The sequence below is a fragment of the Tomitella biformata AHU 1821 genome (assembly GCF_000524475.1).
GTDB lineage: Bacteria > Actinomycetota > Actinomycetes > Mycobacteriales > Mycobacteriaceae > Tomitella > Tomitella biformata.
The window spans coordinates 126,833-152,161 of the sequence record NZ_BAVQ01000002.1 but is presented as its reverse complement, the minus strand read 5'-3'; the positions used below and the strand labels follow the sequence as shown (position 1 = coordinate 152,161).

Sequence of the window (25,329 nt, the reverse complement as noted above, 5' to 3'; positions counted from 1 at the left end):
GATCCTGTGGTCGGCAACCCTTTGTAGTCTGCGGGGGATGCGCAATCCTCCAGAGATGCCCGATGCGGCCGCCGGTAGATGGGCTCGGCTGCGCTGGCTGCTGGGGGAATCACCCGGCCTCGGCCGGCTGCTGACCGTCAAGCTGATCAGCATTTTCGGCGACGGCATCTTCCAGGCCGCCCTCGCCGGCGTGGTGCTCTTCAGCCCGGAGCGCGGCGCGGACCCGCGGGCCATCGCCGCCGGCTTCGCGGTGCTGCTGCTGCCGTACTCGATCATCGGCCCGTTCGCCGGGGGTCTCCTGGACCGGTGGGATCGGCGCAGCGTGCTGCTCTGGGCCAACCTCCTGCGCGCGGTGTTTATCGTGCTGTGCGCCGGGGCCCTCGCGATCGGGGCGCCGACAGCCGCCGTGCTGCTGCTCGCCCTGTGCGCGGTGGGGGTGAGCCGATTCGTCGCCGCCGGAATCTCCGCCGCCCTCCCGCACGTGGTGTCCCGTCGGCTGCTGGTGCCCGCCAATTCCGTGTTCGCCACCATCGGCTCGGTCGTCAACTCGCTCGGCGCCAGCACCGGCCTGCTCATCCTCGGCCTCGTCGGCGCCGGCGACAGGGTGGCCTCGGTCGTCGTCCTATTCTCCGTCATCGGGTCCTTCGGCGGCGCCGCGGTCGCCGCCAGCTTCGCCCGCCACGCCCTCGGCCCCGAGCGCGCCTCGGCAGGGGCCCCCGCGATGGCAGACACCGTCCTGCACTCCGTCCTGTCCGGGCTGGGGCGCGGGGCGGTCGCGGTGTGGCGGGCGCCAAGTGTGACAGGGGTCCTGCTCGCAATCGGCGCGCATCGGATCGTGTTCGGCGTGGACACCCTCGTGATGGTCTTGATCCTGCGCGGCCCGCTCGCGGGGGAGGACGGCGCCGTGGGAGGTCTCGCGGGATTCGGGGTGGCGGTCGGCCTCACCGCCGCCGGCATGCTGCTGGCCGCCGTCGCCACACCCGTACTCCTGCCGAGGCTCGGCCGCGCGCTGACCGTGCTGCTCGCGCTGGCCGTCGCGCTGGCCGTCCAACTGCTGCTCGTGGCCGCGCTCGCGGAGGCGCCGTTGCTCGCGGCCGCATTCCTGCTGGGCCTGGCGGGCCAGACCATCAAGCTCACCGGCGATGCCGCCATGCAGACCGATATCCGCGATGCGCGCCGCGGCCAAGTCTTCGCGTTGCAGGACACGATGTTCAACATGGCCTTCGTGCTGGCGATCGCCGCAGCGGCCGCGATCGTGCCGGCCGACGGGCAGTCGCGGGCCCTGATCCTCGCCGTCGGCGGCTTCTACGCGCTGGCGATCGTCGGTGTCCTGGTCAACGCAGCGTCACGTCCCACTCCCACCAATCGCCTGCGCGCAACCGGATACTCGCAGGGCTAGCGGTGTCCAGGCGGCCGTCCCCGTCCCGATCGGTCAGCCCCGTATCCAGGATGCCGTCGCCGTCGGTGTCCACGACCAAGGTCGGCACCGGCTCCGCGACCACCACCGGGGCGGTCGGCAACTCCGGCGCCGCCGCCTCCACCGGCTCGGCGCCCCCGGCCCGGTAATCCGACCACGTCCCATCGGCGTCGGGGTCCGTATACCAGCCTGCGCCGCCGCCCGCGCGGAAGTCCACCGCCACGGTGTCCGCGACGCCGTCGCCGTCGGTGTCCCACAGCGCGTCGTCGAACAGCCCGTCCCCATCGAAGTCCAATGCCACCGCGTCGAGGAGTCCGTCCCCGTTGACGTCGATATCGGCCGGCGTGGCCCAGGTGTCGACGTGGCCGTCGCCCGTCCCGAAGATGTACTCGATTCCGTCCATGCCCCACCCCCACGACCTTGGACGCGGGGGAGCTCTCCGGAGTTCCCTAAGCCGGGGCCCAGCCTGCGGCGGCGCGGAATTTGGCGCTGGACACCCGCTGGGATCGGCCGAGCGGACCGCCAAGGAATCCCGGCAGCGCGCGCAGGGACGCCCGGCCGACCTTCTCCGCGAGCGCCCGCCCGTAGTTCGCCCTGGTGATCGGCTCGGCTGCCACGTTGTAGATTCCGGCCGGCACCGCGAGGGCTGCGGCCAGGGCTGCGCCGGCGTCCTCGATCGGCAGCATCGAGAGGTAGCCGTCACGGCGGCCGGGGATCGCCAGCCAGCCCTTGCGGGCGGTGTTCTCGATCATCGCGGTCATGGGGTCGTCGCCGTGGAGCATGCCCAGGCGGAGGTCGACGCCAATGCCGCCGCCCTCGGTGAACCGGCGCAGGTGCTCCTCGCCCGCCAGATTGGCCTTCATCGGCCCGGGGGCGTTGACGGGGCTGTCCTCGTCCAGCCAGCGGTCGCCGCCGTCGCGGTAGACCATCGTGACGGTGTCGTGCACCAGACGCGGCACCCCAAGATGCATGCACGCGTCGACCACCTCGCGGACCGCCGTGTCCCGGACCGCCTTGTACTGCCGGATCGCGCCGGCCGTGCGGAGGGAGGTGGGCAGCGCCACGCGGAGGTCGAACACCGCGGCCGCCCCGTCGAGCAGGTCTCGCAGTGCCGCCCGGTCGGTGATGATGTCCCCGCTGGCCCACGTGACCGGTCCGCCGCCGGCCCTCGGCGAGCGGCTGTGCGCGGTGACTGCGTACCCAGCCTCGACCAGGCGCGGCAGCGTCGCGGTCCCCGTGACCCCCGCCCCGCCGAGCACCACCACCTTGTCCCCGGACGCAGCCTCGAAGTCGCTCATGTCTCCAGGCTAGCGTCGGGGTCAATAGCCAAGGCGGATGTTTCACGTGGAACATCATCGCGGACGAATTGTGGATTCACAGTTGGTAGTCCTGCCGCGGGCCTACGTTGCGCGGGCAGGCAACGCCCGTATCGCCTCAATCTGGAGCGTCGGACACCCGAAATCCTCCGGTGGGCGAGCCTCGAATCGGGTGTCGCCGGAAAAGCCCAGGTGGCGCGGGTGGTGATGGCTGGCCAGCCTTCGCCAACGGGGGGATTCAGGCGATTCTCCACAACAATCGCAGGTCAGGTGCCCGCTCAAGAAAATCTTGACCCGCCATTGGGCCGTTTGCCCAGGTGGCAGCGAACGAGGGCCGGCTCTGGCCGCACGACCGGGCGAAACCCGGTCCTCATCGCCTAGATTCCCGGCCAAACGGGCATTGGCAGTGCGTCCGCGAGAGAGCTTTAGCGCGCCTGCCACCAGGCCAGCAGCTCGCGCTCGGCCTCCTCGCGCGGGAGCGGGCCGCGGTCCAGACGCAGCTCCTTGAGGAAGCTCCACGCCAGGCCGACCTCGCGGCCGGGGGAGATGCCGAGCAGCTCCATGATCGCGTTGCCGTCGAGGTCCGGGCGCACGCGAGCGAGATCCTCGGCCGCCTGGATGTTGGCGATGCGCCGCTCGAGGTCGTCATAGGTGGCCTGCAGCGCGGCGGCACGGCGCTTATTGCGCGTCGTGCAGTCGGCCCGGACCAGCTTGTGCAGACGGGGCAGCAGGTCGCCGGCGTCGTGGGCGTAGCGGCGCACCGCGGAATCGGTCCACTCGCCCTTCCCATAGCCGTGGAAACGCAGGTGCAGGAAGACGAGCTTGGAGACATCCTCGACCATCTGCTTCGAGTACTTGAGGGCGCGCATCCGCTTGCGCACCATCTTCGCGCCGACCACCTCGTGGTGGTGGAAGCTGACGGCGCCGCCCGGCTCGTTGCGCTTGGTGTCGGGCTTGCCGATGTCGTGGAGCAGCGCCGCCAGGCGCAGGACCAGGTCCGGATCGCCGTCCTCGAGGTCGATCGCCTGCTTGAGCACCGTGAGCGAGTGCCAGTAGACGTCCTTGTGCTGGTGGTGCTCGTCGATCTCCAGCTTCATCTCCGGAACCTCGGGCAGGACGTACTGCGCCAGACCGGTCTCGCACATCGCGTTGACGCCGTCGAGCGCGTGCTCGCCGAGGATCAACTTGTCGAGTTCGGCGCGGATCCGCTCGGCGGTGATGCGCCCGAGCTGGTCCGCCATCTCCACGATGGCGGCCCGCACCCGGGGGTGCACGTCGAAGCCGAGCTGCGCCACGAAACGCGCGGCGCGCAGCATCCGCAGCGGATCGTCGTTGAAGGAGTCCTCGGGCTTGCCGGGGGTGTCGAGGATTCCCGCCAGCAGATCGTCCAAGCCGTTCATAGGGTCGACGAACTCCTGCGAGCCGTCCGACGCGATCCGCACGGCCATCGCGTTGACGGTGAAGTCGCGGCGCACCAGGTCCTCCGCCAGGGTCTGCCCATAGGTGACCTGGGGGTTTCTACTGACGCGGTCGTACTGGTCCGCCCGGAAAGTGGTGATTTCGATCTCGAAATCGCCGCGGACGGCGCTGACGGTGCCGAAGTCGATGCCGGTGTCCCACTGGTTGTCGACCCAACCGGCGAGTAGCTTTTGCACGTCGTCAGGCGCCGCGTCGGTGGTGAAGTCGAGGTCGGAGCCCAGGCGGCCCAGTACCGCGTCGCGCACGCTGCCGCCAACGAGGTAGAGCTGGTGGCCGTGCTCGGCGAAGATGGCGCCCAGACCGTCGAACACCTCGGAGTAGGCGCCAAGTGTCACTGCGGCGGCGGCCAGTAAGCGGGCGCGCCGCTCCAACTCGGGGCCGTCAACGGGATCAATAGAGGTCTGCACAGTGAAAAACTGTATCGCGGCAGTTCGGCGCCCCCGCCATCCGGCGCGGGATCCCCAGGTCGCTGGCCTGCCAAGTACCATCAAGACCGTGTCCCCGGCCGAGCACTCGCGCAGCGGGCGTCGTCGACGACGGCGCTCCGCCGATTCCGCGGGCGGCAAGCGAGATTCGGGCCAGGTGCCCGAAGCGCCCCGGATGCGCACCGTGCGGGAAACTTCCGCGGGCGGCCTGGTGATCAATGGTCTCGACGACGAGACCAGCCAGCTCCGCGCCGCGCTGATCGGCCGGATCGATCGCCGCGGCCGCTTGCTGTGGTCCATGCCCAAGGGCCATGTGGAGCACGGCGAGACCGTCGAGGAGACGGCGATGCGCGAGGTCGCCGAGGAGACCGGCATCCGCGGCCAGATCCTGGCCTCCCTCGGCAGCATCGACTACTGGTTCGTCTCCGAGGGCCGGCGCATCCACAAGACAGTGCACCACTACCTCCTGCGCTACCAGGGCGGCGAGCTCTCCGACGAGGACTATGAGGTCAGCGAGGTGGCCTGGGTGCCGCTGAGCGAATTGGACCATCGGCTGGCCTACGCGGACGAGCGGAAGCTGGCCCGTCTGGCCTCGAAGATGCTCACCGAGATGATGTCCGGGCCCCAGGCCGGACCCCACGCCAGAACCCAGGCCAGCGCGAAGCCCGGCCCCGCCCCGGGCCCCACGCCGGGCGATGCCACCGCACCCACCCCGGTAACAGCCGCACCCGGGCCGAACCTCAGCGCCGACTCCCGGCCCCGGCCCAGCCGGCTGCTGTCGCCGCTGTCCATGCTCCCCAAGTCCAGGGGGAAGACCGGCCACAAATGAGTTATCGGACCACCAGATCGTCCGGCCTGCGGCACGCGCTGCGCCGGGCGGCGACAGCGGTGGCCGCCGCCGCACTCCTCTGCGGCCCGGCGGCCGGCGTCGCGACGGCGGCGGGTGCCGGCACGCCCGCGCACCAGGCTCCCGCGCACCAGGCCCCCGCCGATCCCAGCCAGCAGTTCCTGCACCTGAGCATCGACTCCGTGACGCCGCAGATCGTGGAGCCGGGCAGCCCGGCGACCGTGACGGTCATCGGGTCGGTGGCCAATATCGGCGACCGGGGCGTGTCGGACGTGCAGGTGCGGCTCCAACGCGCGAACCGGATCGACGAGCCTGAGGGGTTGCGCGGTGTCTTGCAACTCGACCAGGGCAGCTACGACACGGTCGGCGAGTTCCACCAGATCACCGCCGAGCTCGAACAGGGCACCACCGCCAAGTTCGCCTTGTCGCTGCCGCTGCGAGCGACCACCGAGGCCTCGCTGAACATCACCGAGCCCGGCGTCTACCCGCTGCTCGTCAATGTCAACGGCACCCCAGACTATGGCGGCCCGGCCCGGCTCGACGATGCCCGCTTCCTCCTCCCGGTCCTCGGCCTGCCCGCCGCCCGGTCCACCACGGCCGCCACCTCCAGCGCCGACGCGCCCGACGAGCCCGCGGTCCTGCCGCGCGTGAGCTCCCCGGTTCCGATGACGATGCTGTATCCGCTGGCAAACGCCCCCAAGCTTGCCGCGGGCATCCCCGGCCAGCCGACCGTGGACTCCAACCCCGTCACCCGGTTGATCGACGATTCGCTCGCGGACTCGCTCGCGGCCGGCGGCCGGCTGCACGGGATGCTGGACGCGCTCCAGGAGACCGTCACCCCGGACAGCGCGGCGCCGGATCCCGCCGTGACCGCCGGGCTGTGTCTGGCCATCGACCCCGACCTGCTGGTCACCGTCGACGCGATGACGCACGGCTACCTGGTCACGTCGGACCCCACCGATCCCACCGCCCCTACGACGCCGGGGACCGGGCAGGAGGCCGCCACCAACTGGCTCTCCACTCTGCGCACGCTCGCCGGCGCCATGTGCACCGTCGCGATGCCGTACGCGCAGGCCGAGCTGGGCGCCGTCACGGACGCTGAGGACCCCCAGCTGACCAGTGAGGCGACGACGGCGGCGGCGGATATCGTCAACAACCTCCTCGGCACCACCGGTGTCACGGGGATGCTGTGGCCCGCGACCGGGCAGCTGAACACGGACACCGCGAACGCCCTACCCACCGACACGCCGACGACGCTGCTGCTGGCCGCGAACGCCACCAGCGCCGGTGCCCCCGCGATGCGATTAGAAGACGTGAACCCGCTGCTGAGCGCCACCTCCTTCGACCTGCCGGCCGCGGCGGCCCTCGCCGCCACGGGCGAGGACCCCGCGACGCCGACCTTCGTGCCCGAGGACCTGCGCTACCGCGTCGACAATGATTCGCGGTTCGCGCGCCTGCAGGATGCCCTCGGCGCGATCGTCTGGCCGATGATCCCGCCGTCGCGCGCCGACTCCGACGTCCCATCGGCCAGCACCCCACCCGCGCCCGCCCCGAGCCCGGTCATCCTCACGCCGCCGCAACTCTGGTCGGTCGACGAAGACGAGGCCACCGCCGTGTTGTCCGCCTATGCGCGGCTCATCGCCAACGGGCTCGCGATCTCCCGGCCGCTGCCGGAGGCGCTTGCCCTGGCCAAGGCGCCCGACGCCCCGGTGGCGGGCCTGGTGGACTCCGTGCCCGGCGATGGCGTCGGCGAGGTGACGGCGGAATCTCCCGAGGAGTCGGGCTGGACCGACCTCGCCGCCGACGTGCGCACGATGCTGCCCCGGCTGGATTCCCTGCGCGGCATCCTGGTCGATGTCCCCAATGCGGGCCTGACCCCCGACACCTACTTGCGGCCGCTAACCCAGGACCTACTGCGCTCGCTGAGCACCGCAAATCTCGACGGCCAGGATCCCCAGCCCGCCGAGGCCGCGGCGCGGACCCGGCTGGCCGCGTTGGACGAGTCGCTGACAGAGCAGTTCCAGGCGATCACCGTGCTGTCGCCGGGCTCCGTCTACACCCTGGCCTCCTCGCAGAGCCCGCTGTTGCTGGTCGCGAAGAACGACCTGCCCATCGCGGTGCGGGTGCGGCTGGAGATCACCGCGCCAGAGGGTGTGAACATTCACAACTTCACCGACTACACGCTGCCCGCCCGCGGCAGCCGCCAGATCCAGGTGCCGGCGGAGATCGAGTTCAGCCGCCAGATCGACCTGCGGGTGGGGCTGCTCGCGCCCGACGGCTCCCCGCTGGGCGAGGAGATCCACATTTCGCTGCACTCGAACGCCTATGGCAACCTGATACCGATCGTCACCGCGGTCTTCGGTGCCTTGCTGCTCCTGCTCGCCGGCCGACGTGCCTGGCACCGCATCAAGGGCAAGCCCGACCCGTCGGATGAACGCCGACCCGTGATCACCCCGCCGGACCAGCCGGGGGCCGAAGGATGAGCAAGCAGATGAGCGGTGGCAAGCCCGCACCCAGTGTCCTCGCGTCCACAGGATCGATGGCGATCGCCACACTGATCAGCCGCATCACCGGGTTCGTCAAGATCTTGCTGATGGCCGCCGTCCTAGGCCCCGCGATGGCCAGCGCCTTCAACACGTCCAACCAGCTGCCGAACCTGATCTCGGAGCTGGTGCTCGGCGCCGTGCTCACCGCGATCGTGATCCCGGTGCTGGTGCGCGCGGAGCAAGAGGACGACGATCACGGCGCCGCGTTCGTCCGCAGACTGTTGACCGCGGCGATGACCGTGTTCACGGTGGCGGCGGTGGCCTCGGTGCTGGCGGCCCCGTGGCTGACGGGGTTGATGCTGCCCGAGGGCGGCAAGGTCGACGTCGGCCTGGCCACCGTCTTCGCCTACCTGCTGCTGCCGCAGATCCTGTTCTACGGCGCCGCAGGCCTGTTCACGGCGGTGCTCAACACCCGCAGCGTGTTCAAGCCCGGGGCGTGGGCACCGGTCCTGAACAACGTCGTCGCCATCTCCACCCTCGCGATCTTCTATCTCATGCCGGGCGAGATCTCGCTGAACCCCGTGCGGATGGGGGAGCCCAAGCTGCTGGTGTTGGGCATCGGCACCACCCTGGGGGTCGTCGCGCAGGCCCTGGTCCTGGTCCCCGCGCTACGCCGGCAGAGAATCGACATGCGCCCGCTGTGGGGCCTGGACCCGCGTCTGAAGCGCTTTGCGGGCATGGGCGTGGCCATCGTCGTGTACGTGATGATCAGCCAGGCCGGCCTCGTCGTCACCAACCGCATCACCGCCGGCGCCGACGCCGCCGGACCCGCGATCTACAGCTTCGTGTGGATGCTCCTGCAGGTGCCGTACGGCATCCTCGGCGTCACCCTCCTCACCGCCGTCATGCCGCAACTCAGCCGCAACGCCGCCGCGAAAAACAACCGCGCCGTGGTCGCCGACCTCACGATGGCCACCAAGCTGACGATGGTCGCGCTGATCCCCGTCGTCGCGTTCTTCACCGCCGAGGGGCCCTCTATCGGGCGCGCGCTGTTCAACTACGGCAACTTCGGGGAGAACGACGCGTCCCTGCTCGGCCTGACCCTGTCCGCGTCCGCGTTCACGCTCATCCCGTACTCGATCGTGCTGCTGCACCTGCGCGTGTTCTACGCGCGGGAGCAGGCGTGGATCCCCACCTTCATCATCATCGGCATCACCACCGTCAAGATCGCGCTCTCGGTGCTGGCGCCCAGCCTCGTCGACCCCAAGCACGTCGTGGTCGCGCTGGGCGCCGCGAATGGCTTGGGCTTCATCGTCGGCGCCGCCGTCGGGATCGCCCTGCTGCGGCGCGCCCTCGGCCTCCTCAATCTGAAGGTCATCGCCGGCCTCGGCATGAAGGTGCTCGCCGCGTCCGCGGTGGGCGTGGCCGTGATCCTGCTGCTCGACGCGGCCCTGGGAATCCACGAGTTCGCGGAGCGCCACGGCGGCCTGTTCTCGCTGCTGGCCGTCGCCGTCAACGGCACCCTGATGCTCGGGGTCACCTTCGGACTGCTGATCTGGCTCAAGGTCCCCGAGGTCCTCGCCGTGTCCGGTGCGGTGACCGGCCTGATCCGGCGACTCCTGCCCGGCGGTGCCCCCGCCCCCGAAACCCCTGCGCAGACCGAGTCCCACGGACTCCACCCTGCCGCGTCGCACCCCATCCAGACGCCGATGGTCCCGTACTCTGAATTTGACCCATTCACCTATGTCCCGCTATTGCCGCGGGTCGACGCTGCCCTGAGGACTTTGAACGTGAGCGATCCGGACGCACAGGCTTCACCGGCACCGTCAGGTCCCGGCGCGCGTTCCGCCCGTGACCGCCGCCGCCAACCGCCCCGCGGACCCCGGCTGATCCCGGGCGCGATGATCGCGGGTGGCCGCTACCGGCTCCTTGCCCGCCACGGCGGCGCCGAGCCCCTGCAGTTCTGGCAGGCCCTGGACACCCGTCTCGAGCGCGAGGTCGCCCTCACCTTCGTGGACGCCCTGCAAGACCAGGCCGCCGGCGAGCCACCGCACAGCACCGCCAAGGACGATCCCCAGGAGATCCTCACCCGCACTCTGCGCCTGGGCCGCCTCAACTCGCCCGGAGTCGCCCGCGTGCTGGATGTGGTCCGTGGCAGCTCCGGCGGCATCGTCGTCTCCGAGTGGACCGACGGCAACCCCCTGCACGAGGTCAGCGCGCTCAGCCCGTCACCGCTCGGCGCCGCCCGCGCGATCGCCACGCTCGCCGGCGCCGCGGAGGACGCCCACCGCCTCGGCACCGCCCTCGCCATCGACCACCCCGACCGCATCCGCATCGCCAAGGACGGCACCGCGGTGCTCGCCTTCCCCGCGACCCTGGCCACCTCAGACCAGGCTCACGACGTGCGCGGACTCGGCGCCGCGCTCTACGCCCTGCTCACCAACGAGTGGCCCGTGGACGAGTCGGAGGAGGGCAAGGAGCCGCACATCGAGGTCGGCAGCCTCCGCCAGGCGCTGCTCGATCCCCGTGGGCTGCCCGTCGAGCCCCACACCATCCGCCCCGAGATCCCCTTCGAGATCTCCGCCGTGGCCATGCGCGCCGTCCAGGGCAACAGCGGCATTCGCACCGCCGCCACCGTCCAACATGTGCTGGAGCAGGCCGGCACCGCGCTCGGGGCCACGCCAGCGCCCACGTCCACGTCCACACCCAGGACCGACGCGCCGCGCCAGAGCGCACGGCCCATCGAGGAGGACGGTGACAACCCTGACGGGCCCGATCCCGCCCGCCGCAGGAAGATGACAATCGCCCTGTCCGCCCTTGGCGTGGCCCTCGTGATCGTCGCCGTCGTACTCGTGGGCACCCTCACCGACTTCTTCATCGGGTCCGACGAGCCGATGTCCCAGCAGAACATCGGGCTCACCCCGACGGAGACCACCCCGCCGGCCACCCCCTCCGACGACACCCCGACCGAGGCCCCGCCGGCCGTCCACCCGCTGGCCGTGTCCGACGTCACCGTGTACTCGCCAATGGGCGTGGCGGATTCCCCCGCAATCGCCAGGAACGCGATCGACGGCGATCCCGCGACCGCGTGGAGCACCGACCAGTACTTCCAGCAGTTGCCCGCGCTCAAGAACGGCGTCGGTCTGATGGCTCAGCTGGAGCAGCCGGCGCGGTTGCAGAGCGTCGGCATCGACTCGACCAGCCCCGGCACCCGAGTGGAGATCCGCAGCGCGCCCAGCCCCGACGCGACGCTTGAGCAGACCCAGCTGATCGGCGGCGCCGTGCTCCAGGACGGCCACACCGACATCCCCGTCGAGAATCCACAGGCCGGCCGGTATGTGCTGGTGTGGATCACTCAGTTGGGCGATTCCGGGGGGCAGTTCCAGAGCAAGCTCTCGCAGGTCACGTTCATCGGCTCCGAGTAGCCACAACCGCTGGCCGCCAGGCCCCGCCTGGCTACACTCCACGGTATGTCCACGGAGCAGGAGAGCGCGCGCGCCGACACGGCGTCTGGATATGAAGTCCGGTGGCAGCCCCACAACGTCAAGCGGCAGACAATGATCCTGCAGGCGGCGCTGGAACTGCTCGAGGAGGACGCCGACCGTTCCATGCAGCAGGTCGCCAAGCGAGCCGGGCTGGCCAAGTCCGTGGTGTACCGGCAGTTCGACGGCCGCGACGATTTGGACCGGCGCCTGCGCTCGCATTTGATCAACGACTTCGCGGCGACCATCACCACCAACCTCGACATCTCGTCCGGCTCCATCGAGGAGATCCTGCACCGGACCATCGACTCGGTCGCCGAATGGCTCTCGGAGCATCCCCGGCAGGGCGAGTTCGCGCGCACCGGCCCGACCCATGACGCGCCTGGCATCGACGCCGTGACCAACCTGAAATTGCGGGTCTCGCAACAGGCCCGCGAGCTGCTCGCCACCCTCGGCCTGGCCATCGGCATTGACGCCGCGCAGTTCTCCTCGGTCCCGTTCGCCGTGGTGACGATGGTGGAGGGCACCCTCCGGGAGTGGGTGCGCGATCCGGCGCCGGAGAAGTCCCGGGCGGAAATTGTGGGGGACTTGGCGTTGTACTCCTGGTACGTGCTCGACGGCGCCGTCCGGTCCGCCGGGTTGGTCATCGACCCCCGCCAGGAGCTCATCGCCGTCGTCGCCCAACTCTCGACCGGCCAGAGCTAGGGCTCGGAACGTCGCCTACGCCGCAGGTGGCGCCGAGCGCTCCGGCTCGCTGCGATAGCGGGTTGCTGGGCCGTCGATGCCGGCGAGGCGCCATACCCGTCGGCTCACCGGGTTCATCAGCCCAAGATCCTCGGCCAGCGCCCGCATGTCTCCGAAATAGCCCGCGAGGAGCGCCTGCGAGGTGCGGCTGCGCCAGAAGGCCTCCCGGCGCACCTCCGGCGGGATCCCCAGCTCGGCGGCGAACGACTTCGACGGAGTCATGATCTCTCCTGCCAGCCAACGCATGGTCAGCGGGAACAGGACGGCGTAGACGGATCGCTTGCCCCGGCCCATCCGGCCCATGTGGGTGCGCAGGAACTCCCCGGCGAAGGAGATGTGGCGGGCCTCCTCGGCGATGTGGATCTGCATGACTCGGCGCACGGCCGGCGGCATGTCCGCGCCCGCCCGGATCAGCGACTTCTGGTAGTGGTCGATGGGCTCCTCCCCGCCGAGGATGCCGATGAAGCCGAGGAGGGGGAAGTAACCTCCCAGGACGCCCACCAGTGGCGACAGGATGCGGAAATGCCGGCGCATACCCGGCACATCGTCGCCGATCCGGTTCACCAGCTCCTGGAACATCTGGATGTGATTGCACTCCTCGGTCATCTCGTGGAGGCAGTAGCGGAACTCCGGCGACCCGTTGGGCAGCGTCATCGCGTACTGCATCATCAACCGGATCAGGATGCTCTCGAACGCCGAGCCCACCTTGATCGAATTGGCGCCCCTCCTGCGACCGATCTCGATCTGGCGGTCCAGCGGGAGGCCCTGGTACCAGCTGGTGCCCCCGAGCGGGTCCGTCTCCGCCGACAGCAGCCAGCGGGGATCGTCCCGGTCGATCGCGAAATTGGCGGAGTCCCAGTCGATGTCGAGGTAGGGATCGAAATTCTTGTGCACCGATCCTTGCGAGAGGGTCGCCAGGAGGTCCCGATAGTCCTGGCGCAGCGGATCAGCTTGTGCCACCCGTGCGCGCGGCGCGGTTGAGAGCGTCATCGTTTCCTCCTTGCTATGACTTCGGCCACTTGACGGAAGTTTAGCGGGACTCCGCGTCTCATACAACCGTTGTGCGCGGAGTTATTCTTTTATTGGCTCAGCGCTCCAAACCGGTGCGATATGGTTCGGCTCGTGCGCGGCGACGAGGACAGAGTGCGCTCGGTCTCTGACACCGAGCTGTTGTCGGCGCATGCACAGGGCGATCCGCGCGCCTTCGCCGAGCTCGTCGGCCGACATCAGGACTACCTCTGGGGCCTCGCCCGCCGCACCAGTCGCTCGCCCGAGGACGCCGCCGACGCCCTGCAGGAGGCCCTGCTGTCCGCCCATCGCCGGGCCGGCTCCTTCCGCGGTGATGCCGCCGTGCGGTCCTGGCTCCACCGCATCGTCGTCAACAGCTGCCTGGACCGGATGCGGCGCAATCAGGTCCGCGCCGCGGTGCCGATGCCAGATTTTGCGGACGGCGGCCCGGCGGACACCGTCGACCACTATCGGCAGTTCGAGACCACCATGGTGGTGCAGGAGGCGATCGCCGCCCTGCCGGACGAGCAACGCCAGGTCATCGTCGCCGTCGACCTCCAGGGGCTCTCCGTCGCGGAGACCGCGGAGCTGCTCTCTATACCCGTCGGCACGGTCAAAAGCCGCGCCTCGCGCGGCCGCCTCAAACTCGCGCGCCTGCTCGAACACCTGAAGGACGGCCAGTAGCGATGGAACCGTGCGTCATCACAGCGCGTCAAAACAGACAAGAGGAACTTGCTCGAGGGGAGGGCCGTGCAGATGCGTGATCCTGTGCCTGGCGAGACTCCAACGCCCCCCTTCGCCCCCGAACTCCTCGCCGATCTGCACGCCGGCCTCCTGCCCGACGCGGAGGCCGACGCGCTCTGGCCGCGGGCGCGCGAGGATGCCGACGCCGCCGCCGTGCTCGCGGCCCTCGACACCACCGCGGCCGAGCTGCGCACGCTCGGCGGCCCAGTCGAGCCCATGCCGGAGTTCGTCGCGGCCCGGCTACAACGCACCTTGCTCGCACTGCCGGCGGCCGCGGACGACGCCGCCTCCCCGCCCGTCGCGCAGCGCCGCGGACCGTGGTCGCGGCTCACCGTCGTCGCCGCCGCGGCCGCCGCGGCGATTGTCGTCGGCGCGGGCTGGTTCGTCGGGCTCGGCCAGTTCGGCGGGACCCCGCCTGAGCCCCCCGTCGCCGCGCCGCCAGCCACCATCGCCGGCACCCTCGACCTGCCAGATGGCACCGTGCCGCCCAGCGCGGCACTGGCCGTGCAGGGCAGCACGGTCATGGGGCGGCTGAGCGATGCCCGGCTCCGGTCGGATTGTCTAAGCGCGAACGGATACGCGGCCGACACAACACTGCTCGGCGCCGTGCAGGCGAAGGTGGGCGACCGGCTCGGCACCCTCCTGCTCATTCCCGGCGATCGGCCGCCGATCGTGATCGCCCTGGTCCTCGGGGATCGTTGCTCCGCGAGCAATCCGGACTTGCTCGCGGTGAACACCGTCTCGGATTGACCCGCCGGGAACAACACAATCTAGGCTGGTGTTGTCTATGACGACACCGGCGCTCGCACCGCCGGCACATTCCCTGATTTTTTGCATGACCGGAAGGCCCGCATGAGCTCCTCGACCGTCCACAACTTGATCATCGTCGGCTCCGGCCCGGCTGGCTACACGGCTGGCGTCTACGCCGGCCGTGCGCAGCTGGCCCCGCTGCTGTTCGAGGGCACCCAGTTCGGCGGCGCGCTGATGACCACCACTGACGTCGAGAACTTCCCCGGCTTCAGCGAGGGCATCATGGGCCCGGACCTGATGGAGCAGATGCGCGAGCAGGCCATGCGCTTCGGCGCGGACGTGCGCACCGAGGATGTCGATGCGATCGACCTCTCGGGCGAGATCAAGTCCGTCACCGTCGGCGACGAGATCTTCTATGCCAAGGCCGTCATCCTCGCGATGGGCGCCGCCGCCCGCTACCTGGACATCCCTCGGGAGCAGGAGCTGCTGGGCCGCGGCGTCAGCGCCTGCGCCACCTGCGACGGCTTCTTCTTCCGCGACCAGGACATCGCCGTCATCGGCGGCGGCGACTCCGCGATGGAGGAGGCCACCTTCCTCACCCGCTTCGCCCGCTCGGTCACCCTGGTGCACCGCCGCGAGGAGTTCCGCGCGTCGCGCATCATGCTCGAGCGCGCCCGCGCCAACGAGAAGATCAAGTTCGTCACCAACGCCGAGCCCATCGCCGTCCTCGGCGAGAACAGCGTCACCGGCATCCGTCTCCGTGACACCGTCACCGGCGCGGAGAGCACCCTCGAGGTCACCGGGATGTTCGTCGCCATCGGCCACGATCCCCGCAGCGAGCTCGTCCGCGGCCAGGTCGACGCCGATGCCGACGGCTATGTCACCGTCGCGTCCCCGTCCACCTCGACGTCGGTCGACGGCGTCTTCGCGGCCGGCGACCTGGTCGACCACACCTTCCGCCAGGCCATCACGGCGGCCGGCACCGGCTGCTCCGCCGCCATCGAGGCCGAGCGCTGGCTCGCAGAGCGCGCCGAGGCGCCTGCGGAGACCGTCTCCGCCAGCGTCTAAATCCGAAGTTTCCCGATAGGAGCACAGGCTATGAGCACAGGCACGAGCGTCACCGTCACCGAGCAGTCCTTCCCCACGGAGGTCTTGGCGTCCGATAAGCCGGTCATCGTCGACTTCTGGGCCACCTGGTGCGGGCCCTGCAAGATGATCGCGCCAGTATTCGAGGAGCTGGCCCGCGACCACTCCGACAAGGTCACCTTCGCGAAGGTCGATATCGACCAGGCCCCGGGGCTGCAGCGGGATCTGCAGATCATGTCGATTCCCACGCTGATCGTGTTCAAGGACGGCAAGCAGGTGGCGCAGTTGGTGGGCGCCCAGTCCAAGAAGAAGCTCCACGCGGCAATCGCGGAGTTCCTCTAACCGCCAGGTGTGTTGTCGCCCAGCTAAACCCACAGGTGACAGGCCATTGACGCTGGCCTAGCCCTGTCCCCGCCAGCGCTCCGGCGAGGGTCTGACGTACCCTGTTCAGGACACTGTCACTTGTTCCAACCGACCCAGATTCCGCAATTTAGCGCAGTCGCGGGAGATTATGTAAGGAAGGCCCCAAGGTATGCAGCCACTCCGCCTTGGCGACCAGGGCGCCGCGGTTTCTGAGATTCGAGCCAAGCTGACCGGCCTCGGCCTGTTGGACGGACTCGAGGCCATCGACGCCACCGTCCAGGTCGGCAGCGATCGCTGGACTAGCCGCGAGTCTGTCTTCAACCAGGCGTTGGATCTGGCTGTGCGCACCTTCCAGCAGCAGCGCGGGCTCTTGGTGGACGGTGTGGTCGGCAACTCGACCTACCTGGCTCTCCATGGCGCGTCCTTCCGTCTGGGCGCCCGCACACTGCTCTATCAGCTGGCCGCGCCCATGTACGGGGACGATGTGGCCGCCCTGCAGTTGCGCCTCCAGGACCTCGGCTTTTACCACGGGCTCGTCGACGGCTATTTCGGTCCCATCACGCACGCCGCGCTGATCTCGTACCAGTCCGAGTATGGGCTCGCCGCCGACGGTATCTGCGGTCCAGGCACGTTGCGGTCCCTGCAGTACCTCGGGGCCCGCGTCACCGGCGGCTCGCCCAACGCCCTGACCGAGCATGAGAACGTGCGTCGCTCCGGGCCCCGGCTCGCTGGCAAGCGGATTGTCATCGACCCCGCCCTCGGCGGCCTCGAGACCGGCCTGATCATCGATGGCCCGGATGGGCCCATCAGCCAGGCGGAGATCATCTGGGACCTTGCGCAGCGGCTCGAGGGGCGGATGGCGGCAACCGGCATGGAGACCATGCTGACCCGCGGCCGGCGCAATAATCCCTCGATTACCGAACGCGCCGAGACTGCCAACGCCTTCGGCGCCGACCTGATGATCTCGTTGCATTGCGCCACCGGCTCCTCGGTGCGCGCGAATGGCGTGGCGAGCTTCCATTTCGGCACCCTGCACGGCTCCTACTCACCGATCGGGTCGATCCTCACCGGGTTCATCCAGCGTGAGATTGTCGCTCGCACAGCACTGCGCGACTGCCGCTCGCACGCGCGCACCTGGGAGGTCCTGCGCCTGACGCGAATGCCCGCCGTGCAGATCGACGCCGGCTATCTCACCAATGACGCGGACTCCGCGATCATGATCAATCCCCAGACCCGCGACATCATCGCCGAGGCCATCCTGGTGGGCATCAAGCGCCTGTACCTGCTCGACAATGACGATCAGCCCACCGGAACCTACACGTTCTCAGAGCTCCTGGCCGAGGAGCTCTCCCGGGCGGACTAGCCGGGGGCACAGGCTATTTCGCTCGCATCGCCGCGTTTGCCAGGCCGGCGCCCATGGTCCCGACGGACCCTGAGCCCACCAACGCGGCCTCGTCGAACAGCTTCTCCAGTGCGGCCTCGACCTCCGCCTTCCACCCCAGATCCCGCCCCAGCTCCAAACGCAGGCGCGGGTAGCGGTGATGCGGCGCCACCTCCTGGAAGCCCAGCTGCTCGAGCCAACCCACGGGGATCATGCAACGCCCAGGGGAGCAGTCGCCTGTCCCCGGCGTGACCACGTCCCGCAGGAGCATCGAGGGGTCGAACTCCGTCTCGGGCGCGCTCTCGCGATAGCCGAACGCCTCGATGGCGCGAACCCCCCGCCGGACCAGGTCGCCCGTCACCGCGTTCATCAGCGGAGTGATCGCGCTCCACGGCACCGACTGGTCGTAGATGTCGATGCTCATCAATAGCACTGCATCCGCGGTCACCGGAGAGGTGGGGAACAGACGGGAGCGGGGCACGTCCGAGGGCGGCGCGTATAGCGCGTGCCCGGCCAAGGCCTCGCCGTCCCAGACCATCCGGCCGCAGGATCCCCATTCGAGAAGCAGGGCAGAGAGCCAGGCTTCCTTCTCGAGCCCTGGATCCGCGGTCGTGCCGGGCGCGGACATCGCGGGGTCCATCTCCCAAAAGGTGCAGTCTCGAGAATGCCCGGCGAAGGACCCCACGGAGCTCAGAGTCAACGCCGTCGTGCTGATGGACACCGCAGATCCCCAATCGCCAATTTTGCCGATTTATCACGCTTATTAATCGGCTGGGCCGAGTCCAGAATAGTTCAGCAGCCCGCACCCCGCCGAACGATCACCATGACACGTGAAAGACTTTGTGCCCCTTAATAATTCAATAATCGTTCGACGGCGAATTCACCCACCGCAACCCATTACGTCACAGTGACACTATTACCGCGGGTACCCGGGTGCGGGTCTTCCGTCATAAAACGGTTCACTACAGATCCATCAGCTTCACGATCCGCTCGAGGTCGTCAACAGTCCCGAATTCGACGACAATCTTGCCCTTCCGCTTGCCCAAACTGACGGTCACGCGGGTGTCGAAGTTGTCCGAGAGCCGCGTCGCGACTTCCTGAAGGCCGGGCATCTGGATCGGCTTGCGACGCGGGGTAGGGGCGGCGTCCTGAGCATCATCGCGGTTCGCAAGGGTTACCGCCTCCTCCGTGGCACGCACGGACATACCCTCGGCGACGATTCGGGCAGCCATTTCCTCCTGCGCCGCAGCGCCCGCCTCGAGGGAGAGCAGGGCCCGCGCGTGGCCAGCCGAGAGTACGCCCGCGGCGACCCTCCGCTGGACCGGGACGGGGAGTCGCAACAGCCGGATCATATTGGAGATCACCGGGCGAGAGCGCCCCAGTCTGCTCGCCAACTCCTCGTGCGTGACGTCGAATTCCTCGAGCAGCTGCTGATAAGCCGCCGCCTCTTCGAGGGGATTCAGCTGGACGCGGTGGATGTTCTCCAGCAGCGCGTCGCGGAGCAGACTGTCATCCGCGGTCTCGCGGACAATGGCCGGAATCGTCTCGAGCCCCGCCAGCTGGCTGGCCCGCCAGCGCCGCTCTCCCATGACGAGCTGATACTGCTGGGGCGCGACCTCGCGCACCACGATCGGCTGCATGAGGCCGAACTCGCGGATGGAGTGCACCAACTCCGCGAGCGCCTCGTCGTCGAAGACCTGGCGTGGCTGCTTGGGGTTTGGCTCGATCAGCTCGGGCCGAATCTCCCGGTAGATGGCACCCATCTCCGCCACTTCGGGGGAGCCGGCGGCATCTTCCTGCGCGTCTTCCGCAGCGACCGAGGAGGAGCCATCTACGGGCGGCCGCATAGCCGGCAGCACGCCTGACGCGGCGTTCCCCTTGCTCTTCTTCGCGTCCGCCTTGCGCTTCCGATCGGCACTGCTCTCGCCGCCGATGACCACGCTGGCCGCAGCCTCACCGAGTCGCGGCCCGTCGGCCGGACCCGTGGGGATCAATGCGGCCAACCCTCGACCAAGACCGCCCTTGCGCTGCTGGCTCATCTCACTGCTCCTGTCCCGTAGTCATCGTGACCCCTCGTTCGCCGAGTTCCCGGCCGGCGTCCATATAGCTCATCGCCCCACGGGAGGACGGCGCGTAGTCGAGGACCGTCATCCCAAAGCCGGGAGCCTCGGACACCTTCACGCTGCGGGGAATCATCGTCCGCAGGACCATGCTCCCAAAATGGTTCCGGACCTCCTCCGCAACCTGGCCCGCGAGCTTGGTCCGGCCGTCGTACATCGTCAGCAAGATCGTCGACACGTGCAGGGCGCGGTTCAGGTGCGCCTGCACGAGCTCGATATTACGGAGAAGTTGTCCGACCCCCTCGAGCGCGTAATACTCGCACTGGATGGGCAGCAGGACCTCTCTCGCGGCCACCAGTGCGTTGACGGTCAGCAGCCCCAGCGACGGCGGGCAGTCGATCAGGACGTAGTCGATGGTGCGCTTGTCCAACGCCGCGTCGTCCAGGGCGCTCTTCAGGCGCCCCTCGCGGGCCACCATGGAGACCAACTCGATCTCCGCGCCGGCGAGGTCGATCGTCGCGGGCACACAATAGAGGTTCTCGTTGTGAGGGCTGCGCTGGATCGCCTGCTCCAGGGTCACCTCACCGATGAGCAACTCATAGGTGGAGGGCACGCCAGAGCGGTGGTCGATGCCCAGTGCCGTGCTGGCGTTCCCCTGCGGGTCCAGATCTACAACCAGGACGCCCAACCCGTTTGCGGCGAGTGCAGCCGCCAGGTTGACCGTAGAGGTGGTCTTACCCACCCCGCCCTTCTGGTTGGCAATCGTGATGATCCGCCGGTTGGTCGGCCGGGGGAGGGATCCACCCACCGTCGCCGAAAGGTGCTGGCCCATAGGAGCCTCCTCCCCGTCCATATCCGCCGATGGCGGTAGTTCGTCTGTTTCACGTGAATCGAATGTTTCACGTGAAACCCCGGCCCAAGCCTGTCTCACAATCCCTGCTCCTTCACCTTGGCTGCCGACACGCGTGCAGCCATCCAGATTGTCTGGCGGGAGCGCGTCCTTGCAATCGACCAACAACGCGATTCCCAGTACTTCCACCACTGCGGTAATTCCACCATTGCGTCGACGCCACTGGGTGCCATCGACGATCTATCCGAGAGGATCTACCGCTGCCGCAGGGTCCGCTTCGACTCCCGGGTCGCACGCACCACGGTAGTCGGTGTCGGCAGAAGATCCTCGCCGCATTGGACAACCTCCACAGATCCGGCGCCCAGGCGCCGGAGAGCCTCGGCGCTGCGGTCGATCTCCTCCTGCGCACTCGACCCCTTGATGGCGATGAACTGGCCGCCGGTGTGCACGAGGGGCAGCGACCACTGAGCCAGCTTCTCCAGCGGGGCGACCGCCCGCGAGGTGACGTAATCCGCCCCGCCGGCCTCCTTGAGCACCCCGGGCTGCTCTGCCCGGCCGCGGACAATCGCCACGCCAAGCTCCAACTCCTCAACTATCTCGGCGAGGTACTTCGTGCGGCGCAGCAGCGGCTCAACGAGGGTCACGCGCAGATCGGGCCGGGCGATCGCCAGGGGGATACCCGGCAGACCGGCGCCGCTCCCGATGTCGACGACGGTGGCGTCACGGTCGACCAACTCGCCCAGGACGGCACAGTTCAGGATGTGCCTCTCCCATAGGCGGGGCGCCTCGCGCGGGCCGATGAGACCACGCTCCACGCCGGCGGTGGCGAGCGAGCGGCCATAGGCAAGGGCAAGCTCCAGCCTGTCCCCGAAGATCTCCTCGGCCGCCTCGCGCAGCGAATCAGGCAGGTCTTGTTCCACGTGAAACATCCTCACTAGATAGATATGGTCGCAATGGGATCAGACACAGCGGACTGCCGACCGGGGCGAACACGGTGATCCGCAGACCCAATCCCAGGCGCAGCACCATTCTCCCTGCTACCGGCCCGCACACACAAGGCACCCCCAATACACCTGTGGATAATTCACCGGCGGCATCCGGGCCCATCGGGGCACTCTTACTATCCGGGACTGTTGACTGCTCCGTGCGTCATTTGCCCACCGAAGTCGCCGACGGATGACTTTGTCCACACATGGGATCTCTTGAACCTCAATCCGGCGCTAGCCAGCGGCGGAGGCTATCCATCACGCCATCCCCGTCAGTGCACAGACCGCGGGTCTCGCCGCAAATTGCCGGCCAGGCGATGGTCGCATCGATTACAGCAGAGCGAATGACGCCCTCGCGGCCCGACGGCACATATGGGAGGGCGTCCTTGTTGTGCCCGGGGCACGTGGCCGCCGAGCCAGACCATGCGGAAACGCACCATCCGTACGGCCAGGGCGGCGCCTGGGATCAGGTCCATGCCGCGCTGCGCACCGATGCCGACACCGCCGGACTCCGACAGGCCGCAACGTCGCTGAACGAGCCGTCGGTGCCCACAAGCGGTGGCGGGGGCCATCACGATGCGCCTCAAGCGATTAGGACACGCTCCCAAGCTGCGTGGGATGTCAGATTCGCCGCGGACCCAATCTCAGGTCACGCACGGCGAACGGGCGCGACCAACTCGGGGGGAGAGACGGCCTGGGCATCTCCGATGTATCCCCACTGACCAGCAAGCCCTGACGCGGAAGGCACTCAGAGACGGCGAGCGCGAGAAGTGCTGCGCCACAAGCGATTCTCATGACGACCTTGAAGGCGTTCTCAGGCGGCACCGTGGCTGCCCCGATCGGCATTGTCATTTGAGCAAGGATCACACCGGCCAGTGCGCTGGCGACTGAACTGCCGATTCCCCTCATCAACATATTGAGGCTGTTTGCTGCGGCCGTCTCGGAGACCGGCACCGCGCTCATGATGAGCGAGGGCAGGGATCCGTAGGCGAAGCCGACACCAGCGCCGATAAAAGCAGGAGACCAGTACCAGGTGCCAGACTTCCGACATCAACGCGAAGTTCAGTGCGTAGCCGGCCGCCACCGTCACGGCGCCGAGCATGAGCGTCACCTTCAGGCCCGAGACTTGGCGATGACCGCCGACAGTCCAGCCATGATCATCATCACGAAGCCCTGCGGCGCCATGACGAGACCCACAGCTAGCGACCACTTGTCCATGCCGTAACCGGTAGCGGCGGGCAGTTGAATCAGCTGCTGGATCACCAGCGACAAGGCAACGATGCGACCGTCAGCTATCACTTCGGAACCAAATCCGACCTGGTCCGAGCGATAGTCCGCTCACACACCGAACAGGTAGATCAGATTTGTAAACGTATGGTCGCCCAGGCTGGCAACTCCAGCGAACTTCAGGACTGGGTGGCCTGCATGGTCCGCCCACTCAAAGACCATTTGCAAGCCCTCGGAGGCCCTAGATGGCCGACCCGACCCGGTCCGTCCTCATGATGGAGGTAGCAGCCGCGGCTTCTTCATCGCGACGATCACTCGAAGAGGCCTCGCTAGGCAGGCGTCCTACACACACGAGGCCGGCTCCGCCGGTTGATATATGAAAGGTGGCGCCCGGGCCAATGCCCGGACGCCACCTCAATCCATCCGCCGCCCATGGGCGGCCACCGCCTACCCGGGGAGAACGACTACCCGTCGCGACGGCTCCACACCAGCGCTCTCGCTCCGCACACCCGAGACCGTGGCAACCGCGTCGTGCACGATCTTGCGCTCGAACGGGGTCATGGGGGAGAGCTCCTCGCTCGCACCGGAGGACTTCACCCGCTCGCACACGTCGAGGCCCACGATCGTCAGGTCAGCCCGGCGGCCCGCCCGCCAGCCGGCCACATCCAGCATCAACCGGCTGCGAGTGCCGGTCTGCTGCTGGACGGCAAGACGTGTCAGCTCCTGCAGTGCATCCAGGACCTCGCCCTTGCGCCCGACGAACTTGTCGAGGTCCTCGCCGCCCACGACGCTGACCATGGCGCGGTTGCTCTCGACATCGAGATCGATGTCGCCGTCGAAGTCCAGCACGTCCAACAGCTGCTCGAGGTAGTCGGCCGCGATCTCGCCCTCCTCCACCAACAGGTCGTCGCCGCCGTCGTCCTGTGACTTGTCTGCGATCTCGACCGTCTCCACAGCAACCTCGTCGGGCATTACGTGGTCCACGTCTTCCTGCGTCACGTCAGGTTCTCCTTGTCGTCAATCCCCATAAATCTGGGTGGCATGTTGGGTGTAGCGAAGGTCCCTAGCTGGACTGCACCACAGCTACCTACGCTTCTTCTTGCTCTTGCCGCCACCGGGCCGATTACCCGCGGACCTGTTCTTATTCCGCTGCTGGCCGCCCTGCTTCTGGGCGCCGCCCGCACCACCGGCGGGCTTGTCGCCAGCCGCGGGCTTCGGCTTCGGGGACTCGTCATCCTCGTCGGAGTCCTCCGCGTCGACGACCAGGACGTCGTCGACAGGCTTGGCCTTCTTCCCGACCTGGGGGACCGCACCAGGCTTGGGCGCACGCTCTGAGCGGATCTCGAGGAGCCGCTGCTTCTTGGCTTCCTCTTCCTTCTCGATCTGGCCGAACACCACGTGCTGCTGCACCACAGTCCAGCCGTTATTCGCAACCCAGTAGAGCAAGATCGCGACTGGCAGGAACGCGCCCGAGACGAGCACTCCGAGCGGGAAGACGTAGAGGGCCAGCTTGTTCATGATCTTCGCCTGCGGGGCGGCCGCCGCCTCGGGGCTCTGACGGGCCACGGACGCGCGGGAGTTCAGGTACGTCGCAACCGCCGCGATGATCATCAGGGGAATGGCAACGGCCGCGATCTGCCAGCGGGTCGGCATCTCGTCGATGAAGCCGACGAACGCGGCGAATTCCTTCGCCGGCTGTGAGATATAGGACGAGAGCGGCACGCCGAAGATGTTCGCCTGCAGGAAGTTGTGGACGTCGCCGGAACTGAACGCATAGTTGCCAAGGCTCGCGTTCAGCTCGGCACAGGTGTTGTCCGCCAGGGGGTTGGGAACGTCGCCACAGATGTCGATCTGGCCGAATCGGGTGCCCGTGCGGTTGAACGAGCGCAGCACGTGGAACAGGCCAATGAAGACAGGCGCCTGGGCCAACATAGGGAGACAGCCGAGCAGCGGGTTGAACCCGTGTTCCTTCTGTAGCTTCTGCATCTCCGTGGCCATGCGCTGACGGTCGTTCTTGTACTTCTTCTGCAGCGCCTTGATCTGGGGCTGCAGCTCCTGCATCTGCCGCGTCGTGCGAATCTGCTTCACCGCCGGCCAGTACAGGACAGCGCGCAGGGTGAACACAAGGAAGACCACGGCGAGGATCCACGTGAGGGCACCGGTCGGCCCCATCCCGGGCACCGCTTCTGGCACAAAGCTGAAAAGCTTGTACCACACCCACATGATGGCCGAGACAGGCCAATAGATGAAGTTCAGCACGACGCTGGGCACTCCTTATTCTCGGTGCAGACTGCCAGGCAGCCCTCCCGGATCAGATCCGGCTATGAATGTTGATCTGTGGGCGCCGATGAAGCGGTCGCGACGCCGAGGCTCTCACTAGAGGCCTCCAAGCGTTCCACGTCCAACTCCTCCGAAGCGTTGTTACGGTCATGTCTTCTCTGCGGTACGGGGTCCCAGCCGCCACGATGCCACGGACCGCACTTCAGCAGTCTCCACATGGCCAGGGCCAGCCCTCGCAATAGTCCCCAGTCTCGCAGAGCCTCCACCGCGTACTCGCTGCAGGTCGGGGTAAAACGGCACGTGGGCGGTCTCATGGGGGAGATATACGTGCGATAGAGCTCGATGCAGAACACCGCGGCCCGCATGGGCCACGACCGGATCCTGCGCAGCAAGCTCGG

Annotated in this window: 21 protein-coding genes and 1 pseudogene; 10 read left to right on the top strand and 12 right to left on the bottom strand. The window is 68.2% G+C overall.

Annotated elements, in window-relative coordinates; translation table 11 throughout:
• Nucleotides 1-37: 37 nt before the first annotated feature.
• Nucleotides 38-1,399 carry an MFS transporter gene (locus TBIF_RS00915; RefSeq protein ID WP_372435160.1) on the top strand — a complete coding sequence of 454 codons (1,362 nt, stop codon included), beginning with the start codon at nt 38-40 and terminating at the stop codon, nt 1,397-1,399.
• Here TBIF_RS00915 and TBIF_RS24285 read toward each other — a convergent pair.
• From TBIF_RS24285 to TBIF_RS00900, 3 genes are all read right to left on the bottom strand, one after another.
• The gene (locus tag TBIF_RS24285; RefSeq protein ID WP_024793004.1) at nt 1,335-1,820 is read right to left on the bottom strand and encodes a hypothetical protein; all 486 of its coding nucleotides are present in this window, start codon (nt 1,818-1,820) and stop codon (nt 1,335-1,337) included. The genes TBIF_RS00915 and TBIF_RS24285 overlap by 65 nt on opposite strands.
• A gap of 46 nt (nt 1,821-1,866) precedes the next feature.
• The gene (locus TBIF_RS00905) at nt 1,867-2,715 is read right to left on the bottom strand and encodes an NAD-dependent epimerase/dehydratase family protein (protein ID WP_024793003.1); all 849 of its coding nucleotides are present in this window, start codon (nt 2,713-2,715) and stop codon (nt 1,867-1,869) included.
• Between the two features lie 443 nt (nt 2,716-3,158).
• The gene (locus tag TBIF_RS00900) at nt 3,159-4,619 is read right to left on the bottom strand and encodes a CCA tRNA nucleotidyltransferase (protein WP_235174410.1); all 1,461 of its coding nucleotides are present in this window, start codon (nt 4,617-4,619) and stop codon (nt 3,159-3,161) included.
• 88 nt (nt 4,620-4,707) lie between these two features.
• Between TBIF_RS00900 and TBIF_RS22555 the strand changes: the two are divergent.
• The 4 genes and pseudogenes from TBIF_RS22555 to TBIF_RS00880 form a co-directional block, all read left to right on the top strand.
• A pseudogene (locus TBIF_RS22555) lies at nt 4,708-5,283 on the top strand (NUDIX hydrolase); the annotation flags it as partial.
• A 179-nt stretch (nt 5,284-5,462) separates the two neighbouring features.
• Nucleotides 5,463-7,967, top strand: a complete 2,505-nt coding sequence (locus TBIF_RS00890) for a DUF6049 family protein (RefSeq protein WP_051461289.1) — start codon at nt 5,463-5,465, stop codon at nt 7,965-7,967.
• Nucleotides 7,964-11,395, top strand: a complete 3,432-nt coding sequence (locus TBIF_RS00885) for a murein biosynthesis integral membrane protein MurJ (protein ID WP_084611468.1) — start codon at nt 7,964-7,966, stop codon at nt 11,393-11,395. Before TBIF_RS00890 ends, TBIF_RS00885 begins: the two co-directional genes overlap by 4 nt.
• A 45-nt stretch (nt 11,396-11,440) precedes the next feature.
• A complete protein-coding gene (locus tag TBIF_RS00880) occupies nt 11,441-12,157 on the top strand; it encodes a TetR/AcrR family transcriptional regulator (RefSeq protein ID WP_024792998.1) in 717 nt (238 codons plus the stop codon).
• Between the two features lie 15 nt (nt 12,158-12,172).
• On the opposite strand, the gene TBIF_RS00875 is transcribed toward TBIF_RS00880, so the two are convergent.
• A complete protein-coding gene (locus TBIF_RS00875; protein ID WP_024792997.1) occupies nt 12,173-13,186 on the bottom strand; it encodes an AurF N-oxygenase family protein in 1,014 nt (337 codons plus the stop codon).
• Nucleotides 13,187-13,306: 120 nt separating this feature from the next.
• Between TBIF_RS00875 and sigM the strand changes: the two genes are divergently transcribed.
• The 5 genes from sigM to TBIF_RS00855 all read left to right on the top strand — a co-directional run bounded on the left by sigM (nt 13,307) and on the right by TBIF_RS00855 (nt 17,510).
• Nucleotides 13,307-13,888, top strand: coding sequence for an RNA polymerase sigma factor SigM (gene sigM / locus TBIF_RS22550; protein WP_051461288.1), 582 nt, complete (start codon nt 13,307-13,309; stop codon nt 13,886-13,888).
• Nucleotides 13,889-13,960: 72 nt separating this feature from the next.
• Nucleotides 13,961-14,698: an RsmA family anti-sigma factor gene (locus tag TBIF_RS22545; protein ID WP_148302111.1), complete on the top strand. Its 738-nt coding sequence runs from the start codon at nt 13,961-13,963 to the stop codon at nt 14,696-14,698.
• Between the two features lie 102 nt (nt 14,699-14,800).
• Nucleotides 14,801-15,766 (top strand): thioredoxin-disulfide reductase, encoded by a 966-nt coding sequence (trxB, locus tag TBIF_RS00865; RefSeq protein WP_024792996.1) that lies wholly within the window; start codon nt 14,801-14,803, stop codon nt 15,764-15,766.
• A 30-nt stretch (nt 15,767-15,796) separates the two neighbouring features.
• Nucleotides 15,797-16,126: a thioredoxin gene (trxA, locus tag TBIF_RS00860; RefSeq protein ID WP_024792995.1), complete on the top strand. Its 330-nt coding sequence runs from the start codon at nt 15,797-15,799 to the stop codon at nt 16,124-16,126.
• Between the two features lie 190 nt (nt 16,127-16,316).
• The gene (locus TBIF_RS00855) at nt 16,317-17,510 is read left to right on the top strand and encodes an N-acetylmuramoyl-L-alanine amidase (protein ID WP_024792994.1); all 1,194 of its coding nucleotides are present in this window, start codon (nt 16,317-16,319) and stop codon (nt 17,508-17,510) included.
• Nucleotides 17,511-17,523: 13 nt separating this feature from the next.
• Here TBIF_RS00855 and TBIF_RS00850 read toward each other — a convergent pair whose 3' ends face one another.
• The 8 genes from TBIF_RS00850 to yidD form a co-directional block, all read right to left on the bottom strand.
• On the bottom strand, nt 17,524-18,249 hold the full coding sequence (locus TBIF_RS00850; protein ID WP_024792993.1) for a hypothetical protein: 726 nt from the start codon (nt 18,247-18,249) through the stop codon (nt 17,524-17,526).
• 241 nt (nt 18,250-18,490) lie between these two features.
• On the bottom strand, nt 18,491-19,567 hold the full coding sequence (locus tag TBIF_RS00845) for a ParB/RepB/Spo0J family partition protein (RefSeq protein WP_024792992.1): 1,077 nt from the start codon (nt 19,565-19,567) through the stop codon (nt 18,491-18,493).
• Nucleotide 19,568: 1 nt separating this feature from the next.
• Nucleotides 19,569-20,522, bottom strand: a complete 954-nt coding sequence (locus TBIF_RS00840) for a ParA family protein (RefSeq protein WP_038169320.1) — start codon at nt 20,520-20,522, stop codon at nt 19,569-19,571.
• 170 nt (nt 20,523-20,692) lie between these two features.
• The gene (rsmG, locus tag TBIF_RS00835) at nt 20,693-21,367 is read right to left on the bottom strand and encodes a 16S rRNA (guanine(527)-N(7))-methyltransferase RsmG (protein ID WP_024792990.1); all 675 of its coding nucleotides are present in this window, start codon (nt 21,365-21,367) and stop codon (nt 20,693-20,695) included.
• Nucleotides 21,368-22,537: 1,170 nt separating this feature from the next.
• Nucleotides 22,538-22,696: a hypothetical protein gene (locus tag TBIF_RS25570; protein WP_158506300.1), complete on the bottom strand. Its 159-nt coding sequence runs from the start codon at nt 22,694-22,696 to the stop codon at nt 22,538-22,540.
• Nucleotides 22,697-23,098: 402 nt separating this feature from the next.
• Entirely contained in the window at nt 23,099-23,623 is a 525-nt protein-coding gene (locus tag TBIF_RS00825; RefSeq protein ID WP_051461292.1) for a Jag family protein, read from the bottom strand.
• 111 nt (nt 23,624-23,734) lie between these two features.
• Complete coding sequence (gene yidC, locus TBIF_RS00820) at nt 23,735-24,910, bottom strand: membrane protein insertase YidC (protein WP_024792987.1); 1,176 nt, start codon at nt 24,908-24,910, stop codon at nt 23,735-23,737.
• A 62-nt stretch (nt 24,911-24,972) separates the two neighbouring features.
• Nucleotides 24,973-25,296, bottom strand: coding sequence for a membrane protein insertion efficiency factor YidD (yidD, locus tag TBIF_RS24715; protein ID WP_084611471.1), 324 nt, complete (start codon nt 25,294-25,296; stop codon nt 24,973-24,975).
• Nucleotides 25,297-25,329: the final 33 nt, after the last annotated feature.